Origin of the sequence: Marinobacter sp. 1-3A, assembly GCF_016597775.1 — a bacterium.
GTDB lineage: Bacteria > Pseudomonadota > Gammaproteobacteria > Pseudomonadales > Oleiphilaceae > Marinobacter > Marinobacter xiaoshiensis.
In genome coordinates this window covers 216,709-242,353 of record NZ_VCGZ01000001.1, presented here as the reverse complement: position 1 = coordinate 242,353, position 25,645 = coordinate 216,709, and the positions used below count along the sequence as shown (strand labels likewise).

General features: G+C 53.6%; 28 protein-coding genes. 25 read left to right on the top strand and 3 right to left on the bottom strand.

Translation table 11 applies throughout. The features are described 5' to 3' along the window. Positions 1 to 18: 18 nt before the first annotated feature. The 17 genes from eutQ to nadA all read left to right on the top strand — a co-directional run bounded on the left by eutQ (position 19) and on the right by nadA (position 16,042). Entirely contained in the window at positions 19 to 714 is a 696-nt protein-coding gene (gene eutQ / locus FE848_RS01085; RefSeq protein WP_200200892.1) for an ethanolamine utilization acetate kinase EutQ, read from the top strand. Positions 715 to 728: 14 nt separating this feature from the next. After that, complete coding sequence (gene eutT / locus FE848_RS01080; RefSeq protein ID WP_200200891.1) at positions 729 to 1,553, top strand: ethanolamine utilization cob(I)yrinic acid a,c-diamide adenosyltransferase EutT; 825 nt, start codon at positions 729 to 731, stop codon at positions 1,551 to 1,553. Continuing rightward, on the top strand, positions 1,550 to 2,533 hold the full coding sequence (gene pta, locus FE848_RS01075) for a phosphate acetyltransferase (protein ID WP_200200890.1): 984 nt from the start codon (positions 1,550 to 1,552) through the stop codon (positions 2,531 to 2,533). The genes eutT and pta overlap by 4 nt, the downstream gene beginning before the upstream one ends. 23 nt (positions 2,534 to 2,556) lie before the next feature. Next, positions 2,557 to 2,853 carry an ethanolamine utilization microcompartment protein EutM gene (gene eutM / locus FE848_RS01070; protein WP_200200889.1) on the top strand — a complete coding sequence of 99 codons (297 nt, stop codon included), beginning with the start codon at positions 2,557 to 2,559 and terminating at the stop codon, positions 2,851 to 2,853. A 91-nt stretch (positions 2,854 to 2,944) separates the two neighbouring features. Beyond that, positions 2,945 to 3,265 carry an ethanolamine utilization microcompartment protein EutM gene (eutM, locus tag FE848_RS01065; protein WP_200201290.1) on the top strand — a complete coding sequence of 107 codons (321 nt, stop codon included), beginning with the start codon at positions 2,945 to 2,947 and terminating at the stop codon, positions 3,263 to 3,265. 31 nt (positions 3,266 to 3,296) lie between these two features. Beyond that, complete coding sequence (locus tag FE848_RS01060; RefSeq protein WP_200200888.1) at positions 3,297 to 3,602, top strand: EutN/CcmL family microcompartment protein; 306 nt, start codon at positions 3,297 to 3,299, stop codon at positions 3,600 to 3,602. Positions 3,603 to 3,661: 59 nt separating this feature from the next. Further along, positions 3,662 to 5,053 (top strand): aldehyde dehydrogenase family protein, encoded by a 1,392-nt coding sequence (locus tag FE848_RS01055; protein WP_227714593.1) that lies wholly within the window; start codon positions 3,662 to 3,664, stop codon positions 5,051 to 5,053. Positions 5,054 to 5,066: 13 nt separating this feature from the next. Continuing rightward, entirely contained in the window at positions 5,067 to 5,912 is an 846-nt protein-coding gene (gene eutJ / locus FE848_RS01050) for an ethanolamine utilization protein EutJ (protein ID WP_200200886.1), read from the top strand. A 1-nt stretch (position 5,913) separates the two neighbouring features. Then, positions 5,914 to 7,152, top strand: coding sequence for an iron-containing alcohol dehydrogenase (locus tag FE848_RS01045; protein WP_200200885.1), 1,239 nt, complete (start codon positions 5,914 to 5,916; stop codon positions 7,150 to 7,152). A 31-nt stretch (positions 7,153 to 7,183) separates the two neighbouring features. Beyond that, positions 7,184 to 8,482, top strand: a complete 1,299-nt coding sequence (gene eutH, locus FE848_RS01040) for an ethanolamine utilization protein EutH (protein WP_200200884.1) — start codon at positions 7,184 to 7,186, stop codon at positions 8,480 to 8,482. Continuing rightward, entirely contained in the window at positions 8,479 to 9,912 is a 1,434-nt protein-coding gene (locus tag FE848_RS01035; protein ID WP_200200883.1) for an ethanolamine ammonia-lyase reactivating factor EutA, read from the top strand. Before eutH ends, FE848_RS01035 begins: the two co-directional genes overlap by 4 nt. A gap of 14 nt (positions 9,913 to 9,926) precedes the next feature. Continuing rightward, positions 9,927 to 11,291: an ethanolamine ammonia-lyase subunit EutB gene (locus tag FE848_RS01030; RefSeq protein ID WP_200200882.1), complete on the top strand. Its 1,365-nt coding sequence runs from the start codon at positions 9,927 to 9,929 to the stop codon at positions 11,289 to 11,291. A gap of 10 nt (positions 11,292 to 11,301) precedes the next feature. Beyond that, on the top strand, positions 11,302 to 12,246 hold the full coding sequence (eutC, locus tag FE848_RS01025) for an ethanolamine ammonia-lyase subunit EutC (protein ID WP_200200881.1): 945 nt from the start codon (positions 11,302 to 11,304) through the stop codon (positions 12,244 to 12,246). 74 nt (positions 12,247 to 12,320) lie between these two features. Then, on the top strand, positions 12,321 to 12,977 hold the full coding sequence (eutL, locus tag FE848_RS01020; RefSeq protein WP_200200880.1) for an ethanolamine utilization microcompartment protein EutL: 657 nt from the start codon (positions 12,321 to 12,323) through the stop codon (positions 12,975 to 12,977). Next, positions 12,974 to 14,323, top strand: a complete 1,350-nt coding sequence (locus FE848_RS01015) for a 4Fe-4S dicluster domain-containing protein (protein ID WP_200200879.1) — start codon at positions 12,974 to 12,976, stop codon at positions 14,321 to 14,323. Before eutL ends, FE848_RS01015 begins: the two co-directional genes overlap by 4 nt. 34 nt (positions 14,324 to 14,357) lie before the next feature. Beyond that, the gene (locus FE848_RS01010; RefSeq protein ID WP_200200878.1) at positions 14,358 to 14,912 is read left to right on the top strand and encodes a BMC domain-containing protein; all 555 of its coding nucleotides are present in this window, start codon (positions 14,358 to 14,360) and stop codon (positions 14,910 to 14,912) included. 68 nt (positions 14,913 to 14,980) lie between these two features. Next, positions 14,981 to 16,042, top strand: a complete 1,062-nt coding sequence (nadA, locus tag FE848_RS01005) for a quinolinate synthase NadA (protein ID WP_200200877.1) — start codon at positions 14,981 to 14,983, stop codon at positions 16,040 to 16,042. Positions 16,043 to 16,044: 2 nt separating this feature from the next. Here the strand turns inward: nadA and FE848_RS01000 are convergent, their stop codons facing one another. Next, on the bottom strand, positions 16,045 to 17,520 hold the full coding sequence (locus tag FE848_RS01000) for a M48 family metalloprotease (protein ID WP_200200876.1): 1,476 nt from the start codon (positions 17,518 to 17,520) through the stop codon (positions 16,045 to 16,047). 159 nt (positions 17,521 to 17,679) lie between these two features. On the opposite strand from FE848_RS01000, the gene FE848_RS00995 reads away from it, so the two are divergent. The 7 genes from FE848_RS00995 to FE848_RS00965 all read left to right on the top strand — a co-directional run bounded on the left by FE848_RS00995 (position 17,680) and on the right by FE848_RS00965 (position 23,704). Next, positions 17,680 to 17,907: a sulfurtransferase TusA family protein gene (locus tag FE848_RS00995; RefSeq protein WP_200200875.1), complete on the top strand. Its 228-nt coding sequence runs from the start codon at positions 17,680 to 17,682 to the stop codon at positions 17,905 to 17,907. Positions 17,908 to 17,923: 16 nt separating this feature from the next. Then, positions 17,924 to 19,003, top strand: a complete 1,080-nt coding sequence (locus FE848_RS00990; RefSeq protein WP_200200874.1) for an AI-2E family transporter — start codon at positions 17,924 to 17,926, stop codon at positions 19,001 to 19,003. Between the two features lie 65 nt (positions 19,004 to 19,068). After that, a complete protein-coding gene (gene dapA / locus FE848_RS00985) occupies positions 19,069 to 19,947 on the top strand; it encodes a 4-hydroxy-tetrahydrodipicolinate synthase (protein WP_200200873.1) in 879 nt (292 codons plus the stop codon). A gap of 47 nt (positions 19,948 to 19,994) precedes the next feature. Beyond that, positions 19,995 to 21,122 carry an outer membrane protein assembly factor BamC gene (bamC, locus tag FE848_RS00980; RefSeq protein WP_200200872.1) on the top strand — a complete coding sequence of 376 codons (1,128 nt, stop codon included), beginning with the start codon at positions 19,995 to 19,997 and terminating at the stop codon, positions 21,120 to 21,122. 49 nt (positions 21,123 to 21,171) lie between these two features. Then, positions 21,172 to 21,885: a phosphoribosylaminoimidazolesuccinocarboxamide synthase gene (purC, locus tag FE848_RS00975; protein ID WP_200200871.1), complete on the top strand. Its 714-nt coding sequence runs from the start codon at positions 21,172 to 21,174 to the stop codon at positions 21,883 to 21,885. A 45-nt stretch (positions 21,886 to 21,930) separates the two neighbouring features. Next, a complete protein-coding gene (locus FE848_RS00970) occupies positions 21,931 to 22,653 on the top strand; it encodes a TIGR04219 family outer membrane beta-barrel protein (RefSeq protein WP_200200870.1) in 723 nt (240 codons plus the stop codon). 43 nt (positions 22,654 to 22,696) lie between these two features. Further along, positions 22,697 to 23,704, top strand: coding sequence for an NAD-dependent epimerase (locus FE848_RS00965; RefSeq protein WP_227714594.1), 1,008 nt, complete (start codon positions 22,697 to 22,699; stop codon positions 23,702 to 23,704). Position 23,705: 1 nt separating this feature from the next. Here the strand turns inward: FE848_RS00965 and FE848_RS00960 are convergent, their stop codons facing one another. Continuing rightward, the gene (locus tag FE848_RS00960) at positions 23,706 to 24,101 is read right to left on the bottom strand and encodes a glutaredoxin family protein (RefSeq protein ID WP_200200868.1); all 396 of its coding nucleotides are present in this window, start codon (positions 24,099 to 24,101) and stop codon (positions 23,706 to 23,708) included. A gap of 108 nt (positions 24,102 to 24,209) precedes the next feature. Between FE848_RS00960 and FE848_RS00955 the strand changes: the two genes are divergently transcribed. After that, positions 24,210 to 24,893: a cytochrome b/b6 domain-containing protein gene (locus FE848_RS00955; protein WP_200200867.1), complete on the top strand. Its 684-nt coding sequence runs from the start codon at positions 24,210 to 24,212 to the stop codon at positions 24,891 to 24,893. Between the two features lie 31 nt (positions 24,894 to 24,924). Here the strand turns inward: FE848_RS00955 and FE848_RS00950 are convergent, their stop codons facing one another. Then, the gene (locus FE848_RS00950) at positions 24,925 to 25,392 is read right to left on the bottom strand and encodes a c-type cytochrome (protein WP_227714595.1); all 468 of its coding nucleotides are present in this window, start codon (positions 25,390 to 25,392) and stop codon (positions 24,925 to 24,927) included. Positions 25,393 to 25,645: the final 253 nt, after the last annotated feature.

Here is a 25,645-nt window from a genome sequence, read left to right as displayed (position 1 = left end):
TCTGATAGGGGCCGGATTATGAAATCTCTGCTAACGGCTGAGACGATCAAGGAGCTTCACCGGAACGGGCAGACTGCTGTGGAGGTTGCGCCTCAGCGCACCATCATCACGCCAGAAGCCCGCGATGTCGCCAAAAAGCTGGGTTTGAAAATTGTTGACGTTCCGATCAACAGCGTACCTGAAAAGGACAGCATGTCCTTGGCAGGCAGCCGCCCTGATAGCTTGCAAGCTATTAAAAAGGCCGTCAGGGAAAAGCTTCCGGCCGCGCATCAGAATTCCAGCCTGCTTGACCAGTTGATTGAAAAAGCCCTGAAGGAGTTGCAGCGCCAGGACACGGAAGGCCCCTCGTGCGAACGGGAGAAAGCGCCCAATGGTGTTGTTCTTGTGCGCGGTGCCTCTGTTAAACCCGGAAAGTTTGATGGCGCGGGTGGCAAGCCTATAGGGCTGACTGATGTGATTGGTTCTGCCGACAACAGCTCTATAGCGGCCGGCTACATGCAGTGGGACAACTGCAGTTTTCCATGGACACTGAATTACGACGAAATTGACGTGGTTCTGGAAGGTGAACTTCACATCACCTGCGGCAATAAGACGCATATCGGAAAGCCGGGGGATGTGTTTTTTATACCCAAGGGCGCGGCTATTGAATTTGGATCGCCAGGGAAAGTACGTTTTGTATATGTGACTTACCCAGCGGACTGGTCAGCGCAATAAAAGGGGTTGTATTGATGCCATCCTGGATTACAGAAACCAGTTTGCGAGCCGAGCATGGTCTGGCCCATGGCAGTGAGGTGCACCTGCCTGCAGGGGCCAGGCTCACTCCTTCTGCAAGTCAGTTGCTCGCTGAGCGCAAAATTCGCATCAAGTATATCTGTGATGACGGCCGGGTTTTCCTTCCTGATGAATCTGAAACCGGCGCTAAGCAGAAATCTTCCGTTCACCCCCTCACAAGTGCGAACAAGCGCCCGGGCAATCTTTGCTCGGTTTGCCATAGCCAGGTTGAAAAGAAGACAGAACTGCTGACGCTGCTGGACGGCGAGAAACTGGTTCCCAAGACACACCCCAGAATTGCTCTGCGTGGCAAGCTCGATACGCTCATTTCCCAAACTGTTTGGGTGCAGACCCAGTTCGCCCTGAGCTTTGAAAAGTACCCGATGCTGCGCCATGGGCTCGCAGACCTACGTTCTTTCATGGGTAATCTTCTGCGCAGCGAAGTGACCGGTGAGGCTCAGGATGAAATCAGCATGGGTGACCTGTCTGATGAAATCATTCACCGCATTTCCCATAACCCCCTGAAATATCTCGGGCACGACCATATCGTTCCGGAGCTGAAACACGGTGCAAATGTGTCATTGCTGAACGTCCTCAGGGCGATGGCCCGAGAGGCGGAAGTAGAAGCCTGCAGAACCTTCCAGACAGACAGCTTTGATCTCACCCGGCCGGATATTGTTCAGGGGCTGAACCGGCTTAGCAGCGCTATTTACGTTTTGATGCTGATGACTCTGGTGGTGGAAACAACCGGATCTCTTCCCGACTTTGGAGGAATTTCATGATCCGGATGATGGAGCAGTGCCAAAAAGCCTGCCGCGAAGCGCCCAAGCGCATCGTTTTTCCTGATGCGCTCGATGCGCGTGTTCTGCAGGCTGCAAATGAACTTCAGCAGCAAGGGCTGGCGCAACCGATTTTCTTATGTAATCCGTTCGAGTTTCGTGATTACGCCCAAAGCGCAGGATTGGCAATGTCGTCTTTTTCAATAGTCGACCCGCAGCGCTCACGCTGGATGGATTCATTCGTCAACGCCTACCTTGCTGAAAACGAGGGAGTGGGCAGGGAGGAAACTTACAAGCTCCTGAGTGATCCGCTGTATTTTGGCGCCATGATGGTTAAGTGCGAACAAGCAGATATATGCATCGCCGGAAATGTATCCACCAGTGGTGACGTAATCCGGGCAGCAATCAAGGTCATCGGAGTTAAGGGCAGTGATAAAACCGTGTCCTCATTTTTTCTGATGTCTTCTGCGGAGGGTCAGGATTTCAGATTGTTCGCAGATGCCGGGGTGATACCTGAGCCCACGGTTGAGCAACTTGCGAGTATTGCCATCGATTCTGCCCGTAGCTTCGAGGCTCTCACTGGCGAGAAGGCGCGAGTTGCGCTTCTGTCATTTTCTACCAAGGGTAGTTCGCAGCATCCAGCAGCCCAGCGGATACGGAAAGCCTTTGAGTTGGCGAGCACCCTGGATCCATCACTGATTATTGATGGGGAGCTTCAGTTTGATACGGCTATTGTGCCTTCGGTTGCTCTGAAAAAAGCGCCCGAAAGCCCCCTGAAAGGTAACTCGAATGTTTTGATATTTCCGTCACTTGATGCCGGGAATATCGCATACAAGGTTGCCCAACGCCTTTGTAACTACACGGCGCTGGGGCCTATGTTGGTTGGTTTGTCGAAACCTATGCATGACTTGTCACGAGGCTGCACTGCCGACGAAATCGTCGACGTGGCCGTAGTGGCGTCATGCCTGGTAAACAAAGTGTAGTAACACCCTGAGGAGAACTACCCATGAACGAAGCACTTGGAATTATTGAAACAAAAGGTCTCACAGCTCTGATTGAGGCGTCTGACGCAATGGTCAAGGCCGCCAGAGTTGAGCTTGTTGGCTATAAGCAGATTGGCAGTGGTTTGGTGACTGCGATGGTACGAGGTGATGTGGCGGCCTGTAAGGCGGCAACAGATGCCGGTGCAGCTGCCGCACAGAGATTGGGCGAGTTGGTGGCTGTACACGTGATCCCACGTCCGCACGGAGACCTGGAAGCGATCTTCCCGATCAATCCGGCGGTCAAGCCTTCCGGTTCCTGAGGAAATCAGGAGGCCCTGACAAAGGTTTATTCAGATGAACGCAGTCTGGAAGCAGGCTTCAGAACAAGCCGTAAGGCGCGAGGGTACTAGCATGATGGAAGCACTAGGCATTATTGAAACCAGGGGTCTGACAGCTCTTATTGAAGCCTCGGATGCCATGGTGAAAGCCGCCCGGGTTGAACTGGTGGGTTATGAGCAGATCGGAGCTGGCTATGTCACTGCTCTGGTCAGGGGTGATGTGGCGGCCTGCAAGGCGGCAACAGATGCAGGCGCAGCGGCAGCACAAAGGCTCGGCGAGCTGATAGCTGTCCACGTTATTCCACGGCCTCACGCGGATCTGGAAGCTATTTTCCCGATTGTGCCGAAGAAGACGGTAGAGCCGGGAAAACCCAACCAGGGTAAGAAAGCATAGGGCCAAGGCTAACTGAACTGGAAGAAATCCCATGAGACTTGCAAAGGTTATCGGTCAAGTCGTTGCTACTGTCCGCAGCGAGCGTTTGGGGATGGATAAGCTGGCGTTGATCAAGTTTATCGATCAGGACGGTAAGGAAGAGAGCTCAGTCATGGTGGCAGCTGACAGGCTTGGCGCAGGGGAAGGTGAGTGGGTGCTGGTAGTCAGTGGCAGTTCCGCCCGGATGTCTGTGGATGGCACCGGCCAGACACCTGTTGACCTGAGTATCGTCGGGATTATCGACGAAGTCACCGGGGGCACTAAAACCTGGTTCAAGAAATACCAGCGAAACTATTAGGCCACCGTTATCGGGCTGTCATCAGTTCTCGGGCAGCCTGGGGGAGATGGAAGATGCAAATGGATGCACAGCAGATTGAGTCCATCGTACGCAGGGTTATTGAGCAGTTGCACTCTCCGCAGCGTGACGGTGAAAGCTACGGCGTTTTCAGAACACTTGATGATGCCGTAGCCGGGGCTCAGGATGCTTATAGAAAGATAAGAACGATGGCGCAGAGAGAAGCGATCATCGCGGCTATCCGGCGCACCGGACGCGAGAATATTCAGGCGCTGTCTGAGCTTGCCGTTCAGGAGACAGGATTTGGCCGGGTAGACGATAAAATCCGTAAGCACCAGTTGGTTCTGGACAAAACGCCGGGCACCGAAGCGGTAGTGCCTATGGCTTTGACAGGTGATCACGGGCTGTCACTTATCGAAAACGCACCCTGGGGTGTAATAGCGTCTGTTACACCGTCAACCAATCCGTCTGCAACCATTCTGAATAACGCGATCAGCATGATTGCGGCAGGCAACTCGGTTGTGTTTTCTCCGCACCCAGCAGCCAGGGCCGTTTCACAGCGCACTATCCAGCTGATCAACCGTGCCTCTGTAAGCGCCGGCGGGCCTGCAAATCTCGTAACCTGTGTTGAAGAACCCACGATTGAAGCGGCCACCCGGCTGTTCAGTTTTCCCGGCATACACCTGTTGACCATTACGGGTGGTGAAGCAGTAGTGAATGCAGCCCGCAAGGTCACCGACAAACGCCTGATTGCTGCGGGGCCGGGCAACCCTCCGGTGGTTGTGGATGAAACCGCTGATATAGAGCGGGCGGCCATCAGCATTGTTCAGGGTGCATCGTTTGATAACAACATCATCTGTGTTGATGAGAAAGAAATCATCGCCGTAGAGTCAATTGCGACAGAGTTGAAAACGGCCATGTGCCGGCACGGTGCTGCGGAGATCAATGCCGATCAGGCTGACGCAGTGGCCAGGCTCGTTCTTGCAGGATACCCGGGGCCGAACCCGCATCCGAAGCCGGAATGGGTAGGGCGCGACGCTGAAAAAATCGCGGCTGCCGCAGGTTTCAGCGTTCCGGCAGGCACTCGCTTGCTCGTCACGGAAACCGAGCGGGATCACGCGTTCGCCACAACAGAGATGATGCTCCCTGTTATTCCTCTGATACGTGCCCGTGACGCCGACCAGGCAATTGATTGGGCAGTGGAACTGGAAGCCGGCAATCGCCACACGGCAGCTATGCACTCCCGCAATATCGATAACCTTTCCCGTATGGCGCTGGAAATCAACTGCAGCCTGTTTGTGAAGAATGGGCCGTGCCTTGCGGGACTGGGCGCGGGCGGAGAAGGCTGGACGTCCATGACGATTTCCACACCCACCGGCGAGGGCGTTACCAACGCCAGCACGTTTGTACGCAAACGGCGCTGCACCATGGTGGATTCGTTCCGGATCGTCTGACAAGGAGAGTGAAATGAGCAGGACAATGGCCGAGGTCAACCGATTACTGAAGAAGACCGCTGGTCTGATCAATAACGACACTGAAAGCCCGTTTCAGGGTGAGTTCAGAGTAGGTGTTGACCTGGGTACCGCAGACATTCAGACAATAGTGCTGGATGCAGCCGGTAATCCGATTGCGGCATTCATGGATTGGGCCAACGTTGTCCGCGACGGTGTGGTTGTGGATTTCTTCGGTGCCAGCCAGATTGTCCGGGAGCAGGTCCGGCGAGCTAACGCGAAGCTGGGGATTAATATTGAACAGGTCATCACGTCTTTTCCTCCCGGTACCGATTCACGTATCTCGACCAATGTCATTGAAGCCGCCGGCCTGGAAGTGGCAGGCGTTATTGATGAACCCAGTAGCGTTGCACAGATGCTGCAGCTTGATCATGCTGCCGTAGTGGATATTGGTGGGGGAACTACAGGCACGGCCATTATTGAGCAAGGCCGGGTGGTTCGGTCGATGGATGACGCCACTGGCGGTCGGCATATTACGCTGACGCTTGCTGGGCATTTCGGTTTGCCTTACGAGGAAGCCGAAGAGATGAAACGCACCAGTAAAGACCTGGCACTGTGTCGGCTTGCTGCACCGGTGATTGGGAAAATGGCTGATATTGTTCACGGCCACATTGAAGGCCACAAGGTACCAGCCATTTATCTGACAGGCGGTTCGTGCGCGCTGCCCGGATTCCTGGAAGTCTTCGCGGCTGAGTTTCCCGGCACCGAAATTGTGATGCCTTCGCACCCGCTTTACCTCACACCCCTTGCCATAGCAACCTATTCGGACGTGATTCGAGCCAAGGAACAGAGGGTCGGATGATATGAGAACGCCCGAGCAGTCGCCCGATAACGCCCTGATCGAAAGCATCGTCACCCGCACGGTAGACGAGCTGGCGCCGCGTGGTCTGTTCAACTTCAACGCTCCGCGCCAGACATTGATGGGCGAAGGTGCGATTCTCAAAATTGGCGAGATGCTCAGTCATCTTGGCGTAATGCATGTGTTGGTGGTCGCTGACCGCGTGGTTCATGAAAAAGGCCTGATGCGGAGCATGGAGAGAAGCCTGGAGCGAGCAGGCATTGAGTTCACTATCTATCCCGGAATTACCCGGGAGCCCGATGAAACTGTTATTGCGACCGCCACAGAATTGCTTACCCGCAATCACGCGGATTTTGTACTGGGTTTTGGCGGCGGCTCCGCGCTTGATGCCGCCAAGGCCATTGCGCTAGCGGGAAGCTGCCAGAGCAGCTTGCAGCAACTGGCAGAGCCGGGATTCAAAGGTCGCCGGGTTATCGGGTTAGGTGCTGTGCCGACAACCGCTGGCACGGGATCCGAAGTAACCGACATCAGTGTGATCATGCGCGCTGATCGCAAGCACAAGTTCGTGATCAAACAGGTCGATCTGATGCCGGATTTCGCCATCGTGGATCCGGGTCTTATGCTGAATCTGCCAGCTTTGGTGACTGCGGCTACCGGCATTGATGCGCTGACCCACGCCATTGAGGCCTACGCGGCACGTAACTCACATCCTCTGGCAAAGGCTTTGGCTATCTGCGCCGTGCAGAGCATTGCAGAGGCGCTACCAGTGGTAGTGGGCAACGGTGGCGATGTTGCAGCCCGTCTCACCATGGCAACTGCGGCCTATAAAGCCGGGCTGGCTTTCAGCAATTCCGGGCTTGGTCTGGTTCATGCCATATCTCATCAGATAGGTGCCCGTTATCGCCTGGCCCATGGCATTGCCAACGGGATCCTTCTTCCTTATGTGATGCGATTCAATGCACTGGTGTGTCAGCAGGAGTATGCGGCCATTGCGCACATGCTCGGTGTGACTCGCACCGGAATGACACAAAGAGAGCAGTGTATGGCGTCAATCGATGCCGTGCGGCAACTTCTTTCAGATATCGGATTGCCTGGAAGCCTTGCGGGGACAAACATTCAGCGTGAGGACTTTGCCGCCATTGCCGCGGATGCATTAGACGATGTGTGTATCAGGGACAACCCGAGGGACGTTACTGAAGCGGACATAGTGCAGTTACTTGAAGAGGCATGCAGTACCAAATAACAACCCTTTGCTAGAAGGCGGAGAGCCGAATATGGAAACGTTAAACCAGATCATTCTTTATATCATGATGACCTTTATGGTCATCGGCGCTCTGGACCGGGTATTCATGCAGTTTGGCGGATCCGGGTTGGTGCTTGGCAAGCTTGGGCTAGGCCGGGTGGGGAAATCCATCTCCGGCGCCGGCAACGAGTTTGAAGAAGGCTTTCAGGCCATGGGTGCTCTGGCTCTGGCCATGGTCGGTATTATCGCCATGGCACCGGTACTGGCCAAAATACTGTCACCGGTCGTTGTGCCCATCTACACCTTCCTGGGTGCTGATCCGGCCATGTTCGCCACTACACTGCTTGCCAACGACATGGGAGGGTACTTTCTGGCCAAGGAAATGGCCACGGCTGTAGACGGTACCGTTAACTATGGTGCCTGGATGTACGCCGGTCTGATTCTCGGCGCCATGATGGGCCCCACCATTGTATTCACCATTCCCGTTGCCGTTGGCATCATCAAAGAACAGGATCGCCCCTACCTGGCGTCCGGGGTACTCGCGGGCATTGTGACCATTCCCATTGGCTGTATTGCAGGCGGGCTGGCTGCCATGGCATCCACGGTTTTGATTCCCGGCACTGAAGAGGCCATACAGTTCAACCTGCCGCTGATTTTCATGAACCTTATTCCGGTCATTATTGTGTCTGCCCTGATTGCAGCCGGCCTGTGGTTTATGCCCAACAAAATGATCAACGGGTTTTCAATTTTTGCAAAGTTTCTGGTTGCCTTTATCACCATTGGCCTTGCGGCTGCAGTGCTGAAAACCACACTGGGCATTACGCTGATTCCCGGTATGGATCCGATTTTCATGTCCCCGGGTGATGAGCCGGGCATAGATATGCGAGCCATCGAAGTCATTGGTTCCATCGCCATCATCCTGTTGGGCGCTTACCCCATGGTGTTGTTGCTGACCCGCTGGTTCGAGAAGCCATTGCTGAAGATGGGCAACGTGCTGAATGTAAACCCCACCGCAGCAACTGGCCTGATTGCCACCCTCGCCAACAACATCCCCATGTTCCAGGTAATGAAGGATATGGACAGCCGCGGCAAGATTCTTTGCTCCGCGTTTGCCGTCAGCGCCGCGTTTACCTTTGGTGACCACCTGGGTTTCACCGCAGCGAATAAGCCAGACATGATCATGGCTGTCATCATCGGCAAGCTCGTTGGTGGCATCACTGCCGTACTGTTCGCCATGCTGCTTGCAGACCGGATGATTGCGTCTATTGAAAAGAACGGCAAGCCGGCCTCTGAGTCATCCACGCCAGAGGAGGCGAAGGGACAACTGTGAATAGAAAAACCGTACACAGTGTCGGTATTGATATCGGCACCACCACAACCCAGGTGATCTTTTCACGGCTCACCATGGTCAACCGGGCGCCTGTTACTCAGGTGCCCCGGTATGAGTTTGTGGAACGGGAGATCTTTTTCCAGAGCCCTGTCAGCCCCACGCCTCTGCAGGAGGATGGAACCGTGAATGTTCCCATGCTGCAGCGGTTCATCGACGATCAGTTTGCGGCCGCTGGTATCACACTCAGCGATATTGAAACCGGGGCCATTATCATCACCGGCGAAACCTCCAAGGTGAAGAACGCCAGGGATACTGTTCTGAACCTTGCAGAGCGGCTGGGCGACTTTGTGGTGGCCACGGCAGGCCCGAACCTGGAGTCTGTGATTGCAGGCAGGGGCAGCGGCGCCGGAGACTACTCCAAACAAAACCATGCACGGGTACTGAACATCGATATTGGCGGTGGCACCAGCAATTACGTGGTGTTTAACAGTGGTCGTGTAGAAGACACCGCCTGCCTTAATATCGGCGGGAACCTGATCAAAACGGACCGCTCAGGATCGGTAACAAAAATCCGTGAGCCTGCGAAGTGGGTTATCGAGTCCCTGTTCGGTGAGTCGTTGCCGGAAGCCCGGATAAGCGCAGATCACCTTGAAAAAATTGTCAGTCGCATGGCGCAACTGGTTGTCGATGTCATCGTCGGCAACCGCTCAGAGTTGTGTCAAAAGCTGATGATGACGTCTGACCTGAAGGAACCAGGTGAGTTCGACGCTGTATTTATAAGCGGAGGCGTGGGTACCAGTTACTACAGCTTGAAAACCGAAGCACTCGAGCCGTTCCACTGGCAAGACATAGGCATATTGCTCGGCGGTGCGTTACTGAAGCATCCCACGTTGTCTGCCATGAATGTCCGCGTACCTTTGCAGACCCAGCAGGCCACAGTTATTGGCGCAGGCGCCTATTCCATGTCGCTCTCCGGAAGCTCGATCTGGCTGAATGTTGATTCGCTGCCTATCCGCAATATACCGGTAGTAGAGCCGCAGATTGATTGGCAGGCAGCCGATCTACCAGCGGTTTGCCAGCAGATTGTCGAAGCAGCAGAACGTATGGATCTGCGCTTGCGAGAGGATAGTTACGCCATTGCGCTGGGAAGGGATATGCCCATGAGCTATCGCGTGGTGCATCACACAGCAATAGAGATTGCAGAATATTATCAGCAGCATGGCAATCGCCAGGCACCTGCAATCATCGTGACGGAAAACGACCTGGGGAAAGTGTTGGGGATGGAGTTGCAGCCCCTGATCGACCCCCAGAAGCTACTGGTTATTGATGAAGTGCGTGCCGTTGCCGGTGACTATATCGATGTCGGCGAAAGTTTTTTTGGCGGGGAAGTTGTGCCATTAACCATCAAATCTCTGGCATTTCCTGCCTAGAGGGGGAGGTTTTCATGATCTTAAAAACAACACTGTTCGGGCAGGTTTATCAGTTCCGTGACGTAAAGGATGTGCTTGCAAAAGCCAACGAACTTCGTTCGGGTGATGTGCTTGCGGGTGTTGCTGCAGAAACGGCTCAGGAGCGCGTGGCTGCCAAGCAGGTATTGAGTGAAATGCGCCTGGAAGTGCTGCGGGAAAACCCGATAGTGCCCTATGAGGAAGACGCCGTAACCCGGGTAATACAAGATGCCGTGAACACCGGGATCTATGATGAGATCAAACACTGGACCGTCAGCGAGCTGAGAGAGTACATACTCTCGGATGTGCCGACCCGCGAGGATTATGAACGCCTGCGCAAAGGTCTGACTGCCGAAATGGTCGCCGCCGTATGCAAGATTTGCTCGAACGGCGATCTCATGGTGGGCGCTAAAAAGCTCTACGTGATCTCCAAGGCAAATTGCACCATCGGCACCCCTGGAACCTTCTCTGCCCGGCTGCAGCCCAACGACACCCGTGACGATCTCGACAGCATTATGGTGCAGGTCTACGAAGGGCTGACATACGGCTGCGGTGATGCGGTAATTGGCGTTAACCCGGTGACCGAGTCCGTAGAGAATACCCTGCGGATTCTGAACGCCATCAAGGAAGCGACCGACAAGTGGAACATACCCACCCAAGGTTGCGTGCTGGCCCACATCTCCAACCAGATGGCAGCGCTTGAAAAAGGCGCACCGGGCGGCTTGCTGTTCCAGAGTCTGTCTGGCACTGAAAAAGGTCTGACCGAATTTGGTGTTACTGTCGATTTGCTCGATGAAGCCTATGAGATGGGCAAGCATTACTGCAAATTGGCCGGTTCCAACATGATGTACTTTGAAACGGGGCAGGGCTCTGCGCTGTCTGCCAATGCCCATCACGGCGCAGACCAGGTGACTGTGGAAGCGCGCAACTATGGTTTGGCACGACGCTATAAGCCGCACATGGTGAATACGGTGGTCGGCTTTATCGGGCCAGAATACCTGTTCAACCACCAGCAAATTACCCGGGCGGCACTTGAAGACCACTTCATGGGCAAGCTGACCGGCATATCCATGGGCTGCGACGCCTGCTACACCAACCATGCGGAAACCGACCAGAACTCCAACGAGAATCTGATCGTTCTGTTGGCCGCAGCGGGCTGCAACTTCACCATGTCTTTGCCCCTTGGCGACGACATCATGCTGAACTACCAGACTACCGGTTTCCACGACATTGCTACGGCCCGGCAGCTTCTGGGTTATCGACCCGCTCCCGAGTTTGAGGCCTGGATGGAGACCATGGGCCTGATGGAGAACGGCAAGCTCACTGCCCGCGCGGGCGACCCATCCATCTTCTTTGATTGAGGTGACGACCATGGACGAGCAAACAATTCAGAGTATCGTCAATTCGGTGTTGCGTGAGTTGGGTGAGCATTCGCTCCCGGCTGGACAGGTAACCCGTGTTCAGCCCCAGAGCAACGGTTCACAGCAAAACAACCCACCGGCTTACAAACCCTCTGAAGCCGCTGGCAGTAAGGCCGAGGTAAAAGATCAGAGCCAGGGGCTGGAAGATCTCAGCCTGGAAAAGTTTGTGCACTGGAATGGTATCGAGAATGGCCACAATGATTCGGTAAACAGCGACATGGTCAAGCAAACGGCCGCGCGGGTTTGTCAGGGCCGCGCTGGCCCAAGGCCTCGCACCCGTTCGCTGCTGCGTTTTCTTGCGGACCACTCACGTTCCAAAGATACGGTAGTCAAGGAAGTAGCTCCAGAGTGGCTTGAGCAGCAAAATCTCTGGGAAGTGCAGACCTGTGTCACCGATAAGAGTGAGTACCTCAGGCGCCCGGATCTCGGTCGCAAGCTTTCCGACGAGGCAAAGAAAACGATCGGAGAACGTTGCAAAAAATCGCCTCAGGTTCAGGTGGTTATTTCTGACGGGCTAAGTACAGATGCCGTCACCAATAACCTCGAAGAAATCATACCGCCTCTGATGAAAGGTCTGGAGAGCGCTGGGTTTACCGTGGGTACACCTTTCTTCTTGCGCTACGGTCGTGTGAAAGCTCAGGATGAAATTGGCAACCTGCTACAGGCCGAGGCTAACTTGCTGTTGATTGGGGAGCGACCAGGGCTTGGGCAGTCTGAAAGTTTGAGCTGTTATTGCGTCTACAAGCCCACCGAGAAGACGGTGGAGTCGGATCGTATGGTGATTTCCAATATCCATACAGGCGGTACACCACCCATAGAAGCGGCAGCTGTTATTGTCGATCTGACACGCAAAATGCTGGAACAGAAAGCGAGCGGGCTGAAAATGAAACGCTGAAGCCAAGGGCTCAGACACATGGTTCGGAGTTCTTTACAAAAAGACTCCCGGCAAGATACGAAAGGAGCACCATCATGGCAATTCGGGACGAAATCAGAGCAACGGTATTGGCTACCCGTGTTATCGCGTCAGTCGATGACGCAATGATGAAACAGTTCAACCTTAAAAAAGAACAGCGCTGCATCGGAATGATCACAGCCGACAGTGATGACGTTACTTATGTGGCGCTGGATGAAGCCACGAAAGCCGCACAGGTTGATGTGGTGTACGCACGGTCATTCTACGCCGGTGCCGCCCACTCATCTGGCTTGTTGTCAGGTGAGGTGATCGGCATCATCGCCGGGCCGGGGCCTGCAGATGTTATCGCCGGGCTCCAGCGCGCGCAGGAAGTTATCGAGAACGAAGCCTGCTTTTACTCCGCTAACGAAGAGGGCAGTATCGCGTATTTTGCCCATCTGGTATCCGCCACAGGTGGCTACCTGTCGAAAGAGGGCGGGATGAAGCGAGGCGATTCGATGGCGTATCTGATTGCGCCACCACTGGAAGCAATGTTCGGTATGGATGCGGCACTGAAAGCAGCCAGCGTTCAAGTGGCTACCTTCTTTTCACCGCCTTCTGAAACGAACTACGGTGGGGGATTCCTGACCGGTAGCCAGGCAGCTTGCAGAGCAGCTTGCGAGGCCTTCGAGGAGGCAGTTCTGGCGGTTGCCAGAAACCCTATTGATATATGAGCGGCTCGATTGACATGAACTCTCTTGTTGAAAAGGTCAGAAGCGCAGGCGTTGTCGGCGCTGGTGGTGGTGGCTTTCCGTCTTACGTCAAAATGCAGGCGCGGGCGGACATCCTGATTGCTAACGGCGCGGAATGCGAGCCCCTGCTGTATAAGGATCAGACAATCATTCAACAGTTTGCAGCCGAACTCCTTAAAGGTATGGCGTTAGTAATGGAGCAAACGGGTGCAAGCCGGGGCTTTATAGCCATCAAGGAGAAGCACCAGGATTCGATATCGCATATCGAAGGGCTCTTGCCGGGTAACATTGAACTGAAACGAATGACAAACATGTACCCGGCAGGCGATGAATACGAACTGGTTTACGAGATAACAGGAGATCGTATCCCAGCGGGTGGTCTGCCAAAAGATGTCGGCGTTGCGGTTCAGAACGTTGAGACGTTGGTGAACATTGCAAGGGCTGCAGAAGGTAAACCGGTTACCAGAACCATGATAACCGTGCACGGAGAGGTGGAGCACCCCTTCACGGCCTGGTTGCCCATAGGCATGCGCTTTGCGGATGTTATCAGTCTTGCTGGCGCCATTACCTGTGATGATCCGGTGGTGATTGATGGCGGTGCAATGATGGGGACGGTAGTTGACGACATGGACGCGTCGATTGCAGCGGTGAGCAGTGGGCTGCTGGTGCTGCCACGGGATAGCTATCTCGTGAGGCGGCGTTCGGAAACCGAGCAGCAATACAAGCGCATCGGAAAATCCGGCTGTGATCAGTGCACACTGTGCACCGAAATGTGCCCCAGGTACCTGCTCGGTTATCCGATACAGCCGCATCTGGTAATGCGCTCTCTGCTGACGACCGGTGTGGTCAGCGAAACCTTGTCAGTCCATGCCCAAGCCTGTTGCGAGTGCAATATTTGTACTTTGTGGGCCTGCCCGGAGCAACTGAACCCCCGGGATATCTGTGTATCAACCAAACGAGACCTCAAGGCCAACGATCTATGGCTGACACCTGAGCAGTTACAGGGCCAGACCCGCGAGGTGCATAGTATGCGTGAGTATCGAGGCGTACCATCGCAACGGCTGACCCGAAAGCTGGGGCTGGCAAAATACGACAGTAAAACTGCGCATTGGAAAGACGTCCAGGTAAATCCGTCGAGGGTGGTTATTTCCTTGCATCAACGCATGGGGCAGCAGCCAGAACCTGTAGTCCGCAGTGGGGATATGGTGAGCGAGGGGGATATTATTGCAGCGCCGCCCAAGGAGGGTATGGGCATACCATTGCACGCCAGCATAAGCGGCAAGGTGACCCTGACGGGTGACAGTATCGTTATTGACGCCGTCATGTGACGGAGTTTTACAGGGTTCCGGATGGGAAGTAATCATGAGCAATAAAAGTGCGATCGGAATGATTGAAATGAATTCAATCGCAAAAGGTTACGCGGTAGGCGACGCCATGCTGAAGGCGGCAAACGTGGAAATCGTGTTTAACCGGACCATCTGCCCGGGCAAGTTCATGGTCATGGTGGCGGGCGATGTGGCTGCTGTTGAGTCTGCCATGTCTGCGGGCCTGGATTTGGGCAGCGAAACCATTGTGGACGAACTGATCATACCCAATGTTCACCCGTCCGTTTTCGCCGCTATCAGCGGCACCCGGGTGATCGAGGAAACGGCTGCCCTGGGTATCATCGAGACCTTCTCGGTTGCCACCATCATTCAGGCGGCAGACGCTGCGGTAAAAGCAGCCAACGTTGAGTTGATCGATATTCATCTGGCGATGGCGATCGGCGGCAAAGGCTTCCTGACCCTGACAGGCGATGTCGCTGCGGTAACCGCAGCAGTAGATGCGGGAACAGATTTCATCAAGAGCAAGGGGATGCTGGTAGATAAAGTTGTGATTCCTCAGCCGCGCAAAGAGATCTTGCAGGACAAGTTATAGTGCTTACAGTGCTACTGCTGTCTGAAATGATATACTCAGCCGCAGAAAGTAACTGAGAGAAGCTGTACATGACTAAAGTTGAAGACCGAATCCTTGTTCAGGAACACCTGGCCCATGCAGCGGAGCCCAAGCCGCTCAGCGCTGATGAGAAGGCGCGGCTTGAATCCCGCATCAAGGCAGTGCTCAAGGAAAAGGACGCCGTGCTTGTGGCGCACTATTACACCGACCCCGACATCCAGCGCCTCGCTGAAGAAACTGGCGGTTGCGTTGCAGACTCGCTCGAAATGGCCCGTTTCGGGAATCAACACCCCGCCTCAACGGTGGTTGTGGCCGGTGTTCGTTTTATGGGTGAAACCGCTAAAATTCTGAACCCTGAAAAACGAGTCCTGATGCCCACTCTGGAGGCGACCTGCTCACTCGATATCGGATGTCCAGCAGATGAATTTCAGGCCTTCTGCGATGAGCACAGTGACCGCACCGTTGTGGTATACGCCAACACATCCGCGGCTGTAAAGGCCCGCGCAGATTGGGTTGTCACGTCAAGTTGTGCTCAAGCTATTGTTGAAGATCTTGATTCGAGGGGAGAGAAAATACTTTGGGCTCCTGACAAGCATCTTGGACATTACGTGCAGAAAACCACCGGGGCCGACATGTTGCTGTGGGATGGCTCCTGCATAGTGCACGAAGAGTTCAAACACCGCGGCCTGGAAGACCTCAAGGCTCTTTACCCGAACGCTGCCGTTCTGGTTCACCCTGAATCTCCCGATGCGGTTGTGGAAATGGCGGATGTTGTTGGCTCAACCTCGCAGTTGATTCACGCCGTGCAAACACTACCCAATCAGGAATTTATCGTTGCTACCGACAACGGCATTTTCTATAAAATGCAGCAACTGGCGCCCAATAAAACTCTGATTGAAGCACCGACAGCAGGCAACGGTGCTACCTGTCGTAGTTGTGCACAGTGCCCGTGGATGGCCATGAACGGCCTGGAAAACCTTCTGAGTGTGATTGAGAAAGGTGATCAGGAAGTGCTGGTGGATGCGGAAATCCGAGAGGCCGCCCTCAAGCCTCTGCGGCGCATGCTCGATTTCACGGCCGGGATGAACCTGAAGGCAGCGGGTAACGCCTGATTTTAGTTGTTTCTGCGCGTTTGGAGGCGGTTAGTGATCTCTGCTAGCCGCTCACCCACCACCTGTCTTTGAGCCGAACCGGCAGGCAGTTTCTCTTGAGCTTGCCTTAGCTGTCTCTGGGCAGACTCCAGGTCCCCCATAAGAACATCATATTCTGCCCTTGCGCGGTGAACTCCCACGATGTTCCTCGCCATCCCTTCGGCTTCCGCCAGACGCAACCACAGATATTCCTGCTGGGGCATTCTGCGTGTCAGCTGCTTCAGGTGCTCTGCCGCCTGAGTGCCGTTACCTGCTGCTATTTCCGCATCTGCAAGCGTAGAAGTAATCGGGTAGTTGCCAGGGTTCCTGTTCAAGGCTTCTTTAAGCAGAGATCGCGCGTCATCCAGTTTGTTTTCCTGAATGTATATTTCTGCCAGGGTTACCTGCAACGTTATCCGGCCTGGATTAGAGGTCAGTAGTTCTTTGATGACCTTTTCGGCCTCTTCAGGCTGGTTGTTGCTCAAGTAGGCCACTGCCAGCCCATAACGAACGACTTCATTAGACTCGGCGTTTGGCTTTTTCAGATAGTTTTCGAAGGTGTCGACGGCTATCTCGGGAGAGGCTGCATAGTGAACCTGCAAGCGGCTACGCACCAAGTGATATTCCTGTCCATCCCGAATGGTCTTCTCAGGGTATTGTTCTGCCCGGTTGCGGGTGTCGGCCACCCGGCTTTGGGTGAGGGGGTGAGTCGAGAGATACTCCGGCATGTTGTTTCCCTGCAGCCGGTTCTGACGCATCATGATTTCGAACATTTCAGGCATGCCCCTTGGGTCCATCCCGGCAGTCGCGAGAATGTCCAGCCCCACTCGGTCCGCTTCCTGTTCGTGTGAGCGGCTGTAAGCCAGCATGTTTTGTATCGCCAGTGCCTGTGTGCCGGCAATGGCGGCAATGCCTATATCAGATTGAGTGACTGCAGACAGCACGATGCCGGCAATCATGCCTGCAAGTGTTAAGGGTGCGCTGGTTTCCTGCTGTTCCAGTCGGCGGGCGAAGTGCCTTTGGCTAAGGTGTGCAAGCTCATGAGCAAGCACCGACGCAAACTGCTGCTCTGTCGCTGCATTGAGAAACAATCCGCCATTCACGCCAACGATCCCACCGGGGACTGCGAAAGCGTTGAGGGCTGGGCTGTCGATTAGCGCGAGTGTGATCTCCCGGTTTTCCAAAGGGGCTGAGGGTACCAGTCGGTAAATAATGGCGCTGAGATAGTCGTAAATCAGTGGATCGGTAATGCGCGGCGCAGATCGGCGGATCGACACCATCACCTGCTGGCCAATGTCGCTCTCCTGGTGTCCGGAAATAAGGCCACCGCCGGTTCCTCCAATGTTAGGGAGGCCAGTGTCCTGAGCTTCTGACACCGGGCTTGATGTCAGAAAAAAAGCCAGAATGATCACGATTGCAACCGTGCGGTACCTGCGAAATTCTATTAGAACGTCGTTCATGTAATGCAGTGTGCTCCTGTTTCGAACTGCTATTGTGACAGCATGTTCTGTCAAAAAATCCGGATCTGATGATTAACAGGTATTGTGATGCAATACAGTATCACTGGAGGCATAATGCCGGCTTGTGAATTTCATGTCTTGTGATGGTGCACCTTCTTTATGGCTGATCGTACACTGGATACGTCCGGGCTTCGCTGCCCTATGCCCCTGCTGAAAACAAAGTTGGAGCTCAATGGCATGTCCCCGGGCGAAACGCTTGAGGTCATTGCCACCGATGCGGGCTCCGCTCGCGATATTCCGGCTTTTCTGGAGTTGTCCCGCCACCGTTTGGTGAGTTCCTCACAAACTGATGGCCATTTCCGCTTTGTGGTAGAGTGCGGCGGTTAATTTTCCGGAGTCCTTGATGTTCAGAATTTTACGCGGTCTTGCGCACAAATACTTTTCAGATGAAGAAGCGGTCATTCTTTTTCTGATTTTGGTCGCGGGTACATTTTTCATTATATGGTTTGGTGCCATGCTGGCACCGGCTATCGCCTCGCTTATCGTGGCGTTTATTCTGCAGGGGCTGGTTACCCGGCTGAACGCTTATGGCGTTCCGGAAGGCTTTGCAATACTGGCGGTGTTTCTGGTGTTCCTCAGCGTACTGGTAGGTTTTATTTTCGGCCTTTTACCGCTGATATGGACCCAGGTCAGCACGCTTGCGGGCGAGGCGCCCCGTATTATTGGAGAGCTGCAGTCGTACCTTGAACTGTTGCCCGAAGAATACCCCCACATGATCTCGGCTGAGGCGGTCCGAAGTCTTTACCAGCAAGTGAGTACCGAAGTGGGGCACATGACTCAGTGGTTAGTGTCTTTCTCGCTGTCCAGCATCCCCGATCTGGTCGCGCTGCTCATCTATATGGTGCTGGTGCCGATACTTGTTTTTTTCTTCCTCAAAGACCGGGAAGTACTGCTCGGGGCTATTTCCAGGCTGCTTCCGCCACAGCGCCCGATGATGGTTCAAATCTGGCATGAGGTGAACCTGCAGTGCGCAAATTATGTGCGCGGTAAAGCGGTTGAAATCCTGATCGTTGGCGGTGCAACTTATGTTGCGTTCAAACTCCTTGGCGTACCCTATGCTGCATTGCTGTCGCTTCTGGTGGGGTTGAGTGTTGTAATTCCATACATTGGTGCGGCTGTAGTGACCATTCCGGTAGCCGTAATTGCACTGTTCGCTTTCGGGTGGGGCAGTCATTTTATCTGGGTAATGGTGATCTACGGCGTTATTCAGGCTTTGGACGGTAACGTACTGGTTCCTGTGCTGTTCTCGGAAGTGAACAGTCTGCACCCGGTTGTTATCATTATTTCGGTATTGTTCTTTGGCGGTATTTGGGGGTTGCGGGGTGTTTTCTTTGCCATTCCATTGGCCACCATGTTGAAAGCTGTATTCTTTGCCTGGCCGGTAAAGAAACCTGCTTTCTCAACCAGTTCGGACGAAGTGTAATTTAATTTCCTTGTGTCAGTTCGTGCCCAACATTACCATATTCGTTTTATTCGGATGGAGCTTTTATGATTACGGGTAGCCTTGTCGCACTGGTCACGCCCATGCATCCAAACGGTGACATTCACTGGGAGCATCTGGACCAGCTGGTCGACTTTCATCTGGACAATGGTACCAACGGTATCGTTGCTGTAGGAACCACCGGCGAATCCGCAACGCTCGATCAGCAAGAGCACTGCCGGGTAATTGGTTACATCATCAAGCGCGTTAATGGGCGGATTCCTGTTATCGCTGGCACGGGTGGTAATAGCACACGTGAAGCCATCTATCTGACAACCGAAGCTCATAAACTGGGCGCAGATGCCTGTTTGCTGGTTGTGCCTTACTACAACAAGCCAACTCAGGAAGGTCTTTACCAGCACTTTAAAGCCATTGCTGAAGCTGTTCCCGGCATGAGCCAGATGCTCTACAACGTACCTGGGCGCACAGCCTGTGACATGCTGAATGAAACAGTTCTGCGCTTGGCTGACATCCCGAACATTGTTGCGATTAAAGATGCCACAGGCAATATTCCCAGGGGTGCGGAGCTGATTGAAGCCCTCGATGGACGCCTGGCCGTGTATTCCGGCGACGATGCTACTGCAGCTGAACTTATTCTCGCCGGCGCGAAGGGTAACGTTTCTGTTACCGCAAACGTAGCCCCAAAAGCCATGGCCGATCTCTGCGCCGCGGCTATCGCGGGCAACCGGGAAGAAACGGAGCGCCTGAACGAACTCTTGATGCCTTTGAATCGCAAACTCTTCCTGGAAGCCAATCCAATTCCCGTGAAATGGGCGCTTCAGCGTATGGGCATGATCGGCGAGGGGATTCGGCTTCCGCTGACTCAGTTCAGCGAGAAATTCCACGGAGAGCTGGAAGAAGCAATGAAAGCTTCGGGTGTTCTCTGAGTTTGCCGATACCACATCTGAAACAGTCCTACACAGAGAGAAGGCCGATGCAGGTTCTTTCAAGAACCCGTAAGTTTGTTTCATCCCGACACTTGGCAGTTGTATCCGGGCTTTTGCTTACTATGGCAACAGCCGGGTGCGGCATTTTGGAAGATCGCTCTGAACGCTACGTACACGAGAAAGAGGGAGAGCCGCTGGCTCTGCCGGAAACCGCGGATCCTTCCCGATTTTCCCAGGTAATGCCCGTCCGGAAAATTGACCCGGCAGATGGCAGCAAACTTTATCCGTCTGATATCCCTCGTCCTCCGGACATGACCTCTGAAATTCTCGAAGAGAACTACGTGGTTGAGGAGCTTGATGGTCGTACATGGTTGCTGGTAAACGATGTGCCTGGGCGAATCTGGCCGGCTGTAACCAGTTATATGAACGAACAAGGTCTTGGTGTTGCCCACGACAGTCCGCAACTGGGCTTGTTGCAGAGCGAATTGGCCAATTACAACATGCGTGCCCGTGAGTTGCTTGAGCTTCCAAGTGTTGCTGTCGATGAGGCCACGGCCGAGCCCAAAGCAATTCTGCAAGTTCGTATAGCTCCGGGCGTCAGGCGTAAAACCACGGAAATCCAGGTGCGCAAGCTCGTTTCCGGGGAAGGCTTGGAGGAAGGAGCATCCTGGCCAGGAGAGTTGATCCCCTGGAGTGGAATTGCCGAGCCCTCTGAAGATCAGATGGCATTGCAGAAGCGACTTCTTGCCAATATGGGTGAGTTCCTGCAGGCCCGTGAAGAAAATAAATCCTTCTCGCGCGCAGCGTCCGGCCTGGTTGCCAAGCCACTGGTAAAACTGATATCTGAAAATGAAAAGGCGCAGGCCATTGGCATGGATCTCGACTACGGCCGTGCTTGGGCTGAGGTGAACCGGGCTCTAACTGAATCGGGCATTGCTGTGCTTGACCTCAACCGAAGTGAAGGCTGGCTTTTCGTCGATTTTCGCAGTGCAGATGAGCTCAAAGGTGGGTGGTTTGGCTGGTTCAGCGACAAAGAAACCCCTCGCCATACCCATACGGTGAATCTGGTGGAGCGGGATGCCGAAGTCAGGGTTACTGCTGAAGTTACTGAGGGGTACAGCGGTGATCATAAGCCAGAGGATTTACTGACACAGCTGTTCGAATACCTATACTGATCTAGAAGGGGTGCCTGCAGAGCGCAGGCCTCCGTTTCGGAGACTTACGATGGAAAAACGCGAAGAACTCTACGCAGGCAAAGCCAAATCTGTATTCCGCACTGATGATCCAGAGCGCTTTGTTCTTGTCTTCCGTGACGATACCTCGGCATTTGACGGTGAAAAGAAAGAGCAGCTAAACCGCAAAGGCATGGTGAACAACCGTTTTAACGCGTTCATCATGGACAAACTGGAAGCGGCCGGCGTGCCAACACACCACGAGGGCTTGTTGTCTGCGACGGAATCGCTGGTTAAAAAGCTCGATATGATTCCCGTAGAATGCGTTGTGCGAAACGTATCTGCAGGCAGCCTTTGCCGCCGTTTGGGGGTAGAAGAAGGGCTGGAGCTTAACCCGCCAACCTATGAGCTGTTTCTGAAAAATGACGCTCTACACGATCCCATGGTAAACGAGTCGTTGGCTGTCAGTTTTAATTGGGCGACCGAGGCCGAACTCGCACGCATGAAAGAGTTAACCTACAAGGTAAACGGCGTGCTGAAAAACCTGTTTGATGAAGCCGGAATGCTGCTGGTGGACTACAAGCTGGAATTCGGCCGTAGTGGCGGTGAAATTGTGCTGGGTGACGAATTCAGCCCGGATGGCTGCAGGATCTGGGATAAGGAAACCCGCAAAAAGATGGACAAGGATCGCTTCCGGCAGGGGCTGGGCAACGTGATTGAAACCTACGAAGAAGTTGGTCGTCGCATCGGTATTAGCTTCGACTGATTTTTAACCAGATAGTCAAACAGATAATAATGACACAGGTGCACCATGCGTAAACTCACACTTGCATTAGGCAGTTCTTTAATCCTGGCCACCCCTCTGGCTCAAGCTGACATGTTGGGTCTTGGTGCTAGTGTGGGTTACTGGGATACCGACGTCTCAGGAAAGGTTTCCACAGGCAGCGATTCGGTTGATGTACATGACCAGCTGCGACTGAAGGACGACGGAAACACCGATGCCAGCATCTATTTTGAGCATCCGGTACCCCTGCTGCCGAACGTTCGTCTGGCCTATACGCTGATCCAGCAAAGTGGTAATGGCACACTTGCCAGCGACTATGGCAATGTTGCAGCAGGCAACGTGCGCTCCGACCTTGACCTCGAGCAACTGGATCTTACTCTGTATTACGAAGTTCTCGATAATTGGGTAAATCTGGACCTGGGTTTGACCGTTCGCGACTTTTCAGGTGAGTTGCTGGTCCAGAGTAGTGGTGCATCAGAGAAATCCAAAGCCGATGCTGTTTTGCCCCTGGGCTATATCGCCGCTCGTTTCGATCTACCTCTGACCGGTGCGGCCATTGGTGCTGAAGGTAATTTCATCGCTTTTGACGGTGATTCAATTCGCGATTTCAACGTTTATGGCCAGTACAGCATTTCTCTGCTGCAACTGCGCGCTGGCTATCGCCAGATTGCAGTTGATTATGAAGATCGAAACGACGTATTCGATGTGAAAATCGATGGCCCCTTCTTCAGCGCAGGCGTTACTTTCTGAGCGTGTTAAACGCCGGTTAGCCGGTTTAAAAGGAGCGAAAGACTTGAAGATTCTGGTAACGGGCACCGCGGGATTTATCGGAGCGCAGTTGGCGCACCGGCTACTTGAGCGCGGAGACGAGGTGATCGGCGTTGACAGCGTTAACGACTATTACGATGTAAACCTCAAGGAAGCCCGGCTTGCACGCCTGACCGGACATCCTGGCTTCACAGAAGTGCGCCAGGATGTGGCAGATCGCGCTGTGATGGCAGATATCTTCGCAAAGCATCGCCCTGAACGAGTGGTTCACCTGGCTGCCCAAGCAGGTGTACGCTACTCAATCGAAAACCCTAATGCCTATGTGGATGCCAACCTGGTTGGTTTTATGAATATCCTGGAAGGCTGTCGCCATAACCAGGTGAAGCACTTGGTATACGCGTCCAGCAGCTCAGTGTATGGCGCTAACGAAGCCATGCCTTTCTCGGTTCACGATAACGTCGATCATCCTCTGAGCCTGTATGCTGCATCGAAAAAAGCCAATGAGTTGATGGCTCACACCTACAGCCACCTTTATAAGTTACCAACCACTGGTCTTCGATTCTTCACCGTCTATGGCCCTTGGGGCCGACCGGATATGGCTTTGTTTATCTTCACCAAGAAGATTCTTGCGGGAGAGCCTATCGATGTGTTCAACCATGGCCATCACAAGCGTGATTTCACATATATAGACGATATTGTAGAGGGTGTTATCCGCACTCTTGATCAGGTGGCACAGCCCAATGATCAGTGGAGTGGGGCAGCGCCCGATCCAAGCTCCAGCAAGGCCCCGTATCGCATCTACAATATCGGCAGTAATAACCCGGTCGAACTGTCCCGCTTCATAGAAATTATCGAAGAGAGGACCGGCAAGAAGGCAATAAAAAACCTTCTGCCCATGCAGCCGGGTGATGTGCCTGCCACCTACGCCAATGTGGATGACCTGATCAGTGACGTAGGCTACAAGCCATCTACGGATGTAGAAGAAGGTATAGCCAAGTTTGTTGACTGGTATCGCGAGTTCTACAAGGTCTGATTCAGGTAGCCTGGCCGAAACGCTCTTCCAGCCAGGCATTAATGTCTGAGGACTCGTACATCCATCGTTCGCTTCCATCCTCATTTTCAATTCGCAAGCAAGGCACTTTTACACTACCACCACCTTGTTCCAGATCGGCCCGGTGGGTTTCGTTGTGCTGTGCATCCCGCTTTTCAATATTCAGATTCAGTTGTGCTATCTGCTTGCGAACCTTGACGCAGAAAGGGCAGGTCTTGAACTGATATAGCGCCAATTTTTCACACGCCGCATCCACTTTGTTTTGTTCTTCGGGGCTGCGTTCTATAGGCTTCCCTCCGCCGAGCTTTTCACTCAGCAGCACAAATGGCGTCAGAATAAGACGTAAGGTCCGAAAAAAATAACGGATAACCAGTCGCATTAAATAAATCCCTAAATTGGTATATGAAATTCAGTGGGCAGTATAAAGCAAAACAGGTATGGTTTCGGGTAAACAGCCTGTATACGTCAGTTTAATAAGGAACTGAAAATGAAGTCGATCTCCTTGTGGGACTTGCCCACGCGACTCTTCCACTGGCTTCTGGTGGCTGCGGTTACCGGTTCATTGGTAACAGTCAAACTTGGTGGTACCTGGATGCTCTGGCATGAACGCTTTGGCATTACCATTGTGGGCCTGATCAGCTTTCGTTTGATGTGGGGGGTTCTAGGCTCCACTTACGCGCGTTTTTTGCAGTTTATTCCGGGGCCTTCGGCAATTGAGGCATATCTGAAAGGTGAGTGGCGAGGACTGGGGCACAATCCGTTGGGAGCACTCTCGGTTCTGGCCATGCTAGGGCTAGTCGGCTTTCAGGCAGTTACAGGGCTGTTTTCGACAGATGCCATTGCGTTTAACGGGCCTCTTTACCGCGCGGTATCAGCTGACTGGAATGACACAATTACCTCTTGGCACAAGTTCTCGGAGTGGTTTATTTACGGCCTGATAGGTCTGCATATTGCTAGCGTTCTTTTTTATACCCTGATTAAAAAAGATAACCTGATTACTCCGATGGTTACCGGGCGTAAAAAAGTAAGCGAGGAGTGCGTTTACAAGAGGACAGGCGGTGGCCTGATAGCATTCGTGATCGCGTTAGCGGTGGCTGTATTTGCTGTATGGGTAGCAACAGGCGGGCTTTTGTCGCCCCCTCCACCGCCAGCACCCGATCTGGGTTGGTAGGCGACAGTGAAGGAGGCTTTACAGGCAGGGCTTAGTCAGCACGGAACTCGTCGTGGCAAGCCTTGCAAGACTTTCCTACCTCGCTGAACTGAGCAGCGAGAGCGCCCTTACCGCCACCATTCGCTGCAACTTCCTGCAGCTTGGTCGCTGCCTGGGCAAAGCCAATAGCAACCTCACGAGCTTTTTCGGGCTTGTCAAAGAACACAGGCTTTAACCTTGTGTTGTCATTTTTGTCATTGGCGGTGCCGGGGCCAAAGAGCGCACCCAAACCAGAGTTGGCCACCGAAGCAATCGCATTCGCCGCTGCAAGAATTTGCTGCTCGTTATAGGCTACACTTCCGTCAATTACCTGAGCCTTGATTTTTCCCATATTCCACGCCGCAAACGTAAATGCGCTCTGGCGTGTTTCAATCTGGTCTTCAACATCGAGCTGAGCACTAGCGGGTGCTGATACGGCAGCACTCATTGCCAAGGCTACAAAAAATCGTGATATACGCATGGTTGGTTCTCTTATTGTGTAAGGTGCTGTGGCTTGGTCGATGTAATGATTCCATAGATACGGCCAAATTTATACCTCAATTCCGCAACCTCTGAAGCCCCGAATTCTGCCTGCCGGCATCTATGGAATCTGCTCACAGGGAAGGGAACGGAAAGATGGTGGCATTATCATTGCCGGTCAAGCGGGTGCCAGAGGTATAGCTGGTGGGATCGTAATCGTGTAACCCTGAAACAAAAAAAGCCACTTGGCTCGC

Bases quoted from the DNA above. Each gene is read 5' to 3' on its own strand.
- eutQ (WP_200200892.1), top strand. From the start codon at position 19: ATGAAATCTCTGCTAACGGCTGAGACGATCAAGGAGCTTCACCGGAAC.
- eutT (WP_200200891.1), top strand. From the start codon at position 729: ATGCCATCCTGGATTACAGAAACCAGTTTGCGAGCCGAGCATGGTCTG.
- pta (WP_200200890.1), top strand. From the start codon at position 1,550: ATGATCCGGATGATGGAGCAGTGCCAAAAAGCCTGCCGCGAAGCGCCC.
- eutM (WP_200200889.1), top strand. From the start codon at position 2,557: ATGAACGAAGCACTTGGAATTATTGAAACAAAAGGTCTCACAGCTCTG.
- eutM (WP_200201290.1), top strand. From the start codon at position 2,945: ATGATGGAAGCACTAGGCATTATTGAAACCAGGGGTCTGACAGCTCTT.
- FE848_RS01060 (WP_200200888.1), top strand. From the start codon at position 3,297: ATGAGACTTGCAAAGGTTATCGGTCAAGTCGTTGCTACTGTCCGCAGC.
- FE848_RS01055 (WP_227714593.1), top strand. From the start codon at position 3,662: ATGGATGCACAGCAGATTGAGTCCATCGTACGCAGGGTTATTGAGCAG.
- eutJ (WP_200200886.1), top strand. From the start codon at position 5,067: ATGAGCAGGACAATGGCCGAGGTCAACCGATTACTGAAGAAGACCGCT.
- FE848_RS01045 (WP_200200885.1), top strand. From the start codon at position 5,914: ATGAGAACGCCCGAGCAGTCGCCCGATAACGCCCTGATCGAAAGCATC.
- eutH (WP_200200884.1), top strand. From the start codon at position 7,184: ATGGAAACGTTAAACCAGATCATTCTTTATATCATGATGACCTTTATG.
- FE848_RS01030 (WP_200200882.1), top strand. From the start codon at position 9,927: ATGATCTTAAAAACAACACTGTTCGGGCAGGTTTATCAGTTCCGTGAC.
- eutC (WP_200200881.1), top strand. From the start codon at position 11,302: ATGGACGAGCAAACAATTCAGAGTATCGTCAATTCGGTGTTGCGTGAG.
- eutL (WP_200200880.1), top strand. From the start codon at position 12,321: ATGGCAATTCGGGACGAAATCAGAGCAACGGTATTGGCTACCCGTGTT.
- FE848_RS01015 (WP_200200879.1), top strand. From the start codon at position 12,974: ATGAGCGGCTCGATTGACATGAACTCTCTTGTTGAAAAGGTCAGAAGC.
- FE848_RS01010 (WP_200200878.1), top strand. From the start codon at position 14,358: ATGAGCAATAAAAGTGCGATCGGAATGATTGAAATGAATTCAATCGCA.
- nadA (WP_200200877.1), top strand. From the start codon at position 14,981: ATGACTAAAGTTGAAGACCGAATCCTTGTTCAGGAACACCTGGCCCAT.
- FE848_RS01000 (WP_200200876.1), bottom strand. From the start codon at position 17,520: ATGAACGACGTTCTAATAGAATTTCGCAGGTACCGCACGGTTGCAATC.
- FE848_RS00995 (WP_200200875.1), top strand. From the start codon at position 17,680: ATGGCTGATCGTACACTGGATACGTCCGGGCTTCGCTGCCCTATGCCC.
- FE848_RS00990 (WP_200200874.1), top strand. From the start codon at position 17,924: ATGTTCAGAATTTTACGCGGTCTTGCGCACAAATACTTTTCAGATGAA.
- dapA (WP_200200873.1), top strand. From the start codon at position 19,069: ATGATTACGGGTAGCCTTGTCGCACTGGTCACGCCCATGCATCCAAAC.
- bamC (WP_200200872.1), top strand. From the start codon at position 19,995: ATGCAGGTTCTTTCAAGAACCCGTAAGTTTGTTTCATCCCGACACTTG.
- purC (WP_200200871.1), top strand. From the start codon at position 21,172: ATGGAAAAACGCGAAGAACTCTACGCAGGCAAAGCCAAATCTGTATTC.
- FE848_RS00970 (WP_200200870.1), top strand. From the start codon at position 21,931: ATGCGTAAACTCACACTTGCATTAGGCAGTTCTTTAATCCTGGCCACC.
- FE848_RS00960 (WP_200200868.1), bottom strand. From the start codon at position 24,101: ATGCGACTGGTTATCCGTTATTTTTTTCGGACCTTACGTCTTATTCTG.
- FE848_RS00955 (WP_200200867.1), top strand. From the start codon at position 24,210: ATGAAGTCGATCTCCTTGTGGGACTTGCCCACGCGACTCTTCCACTGG.
- FE848_RS00950 (WP_227714595.1), bottom strand. From the start codon at position 25,392: ATGCGTATATCACGATTTTTTGTAGCCTTGGCAATGAGTGCTGCCGTA.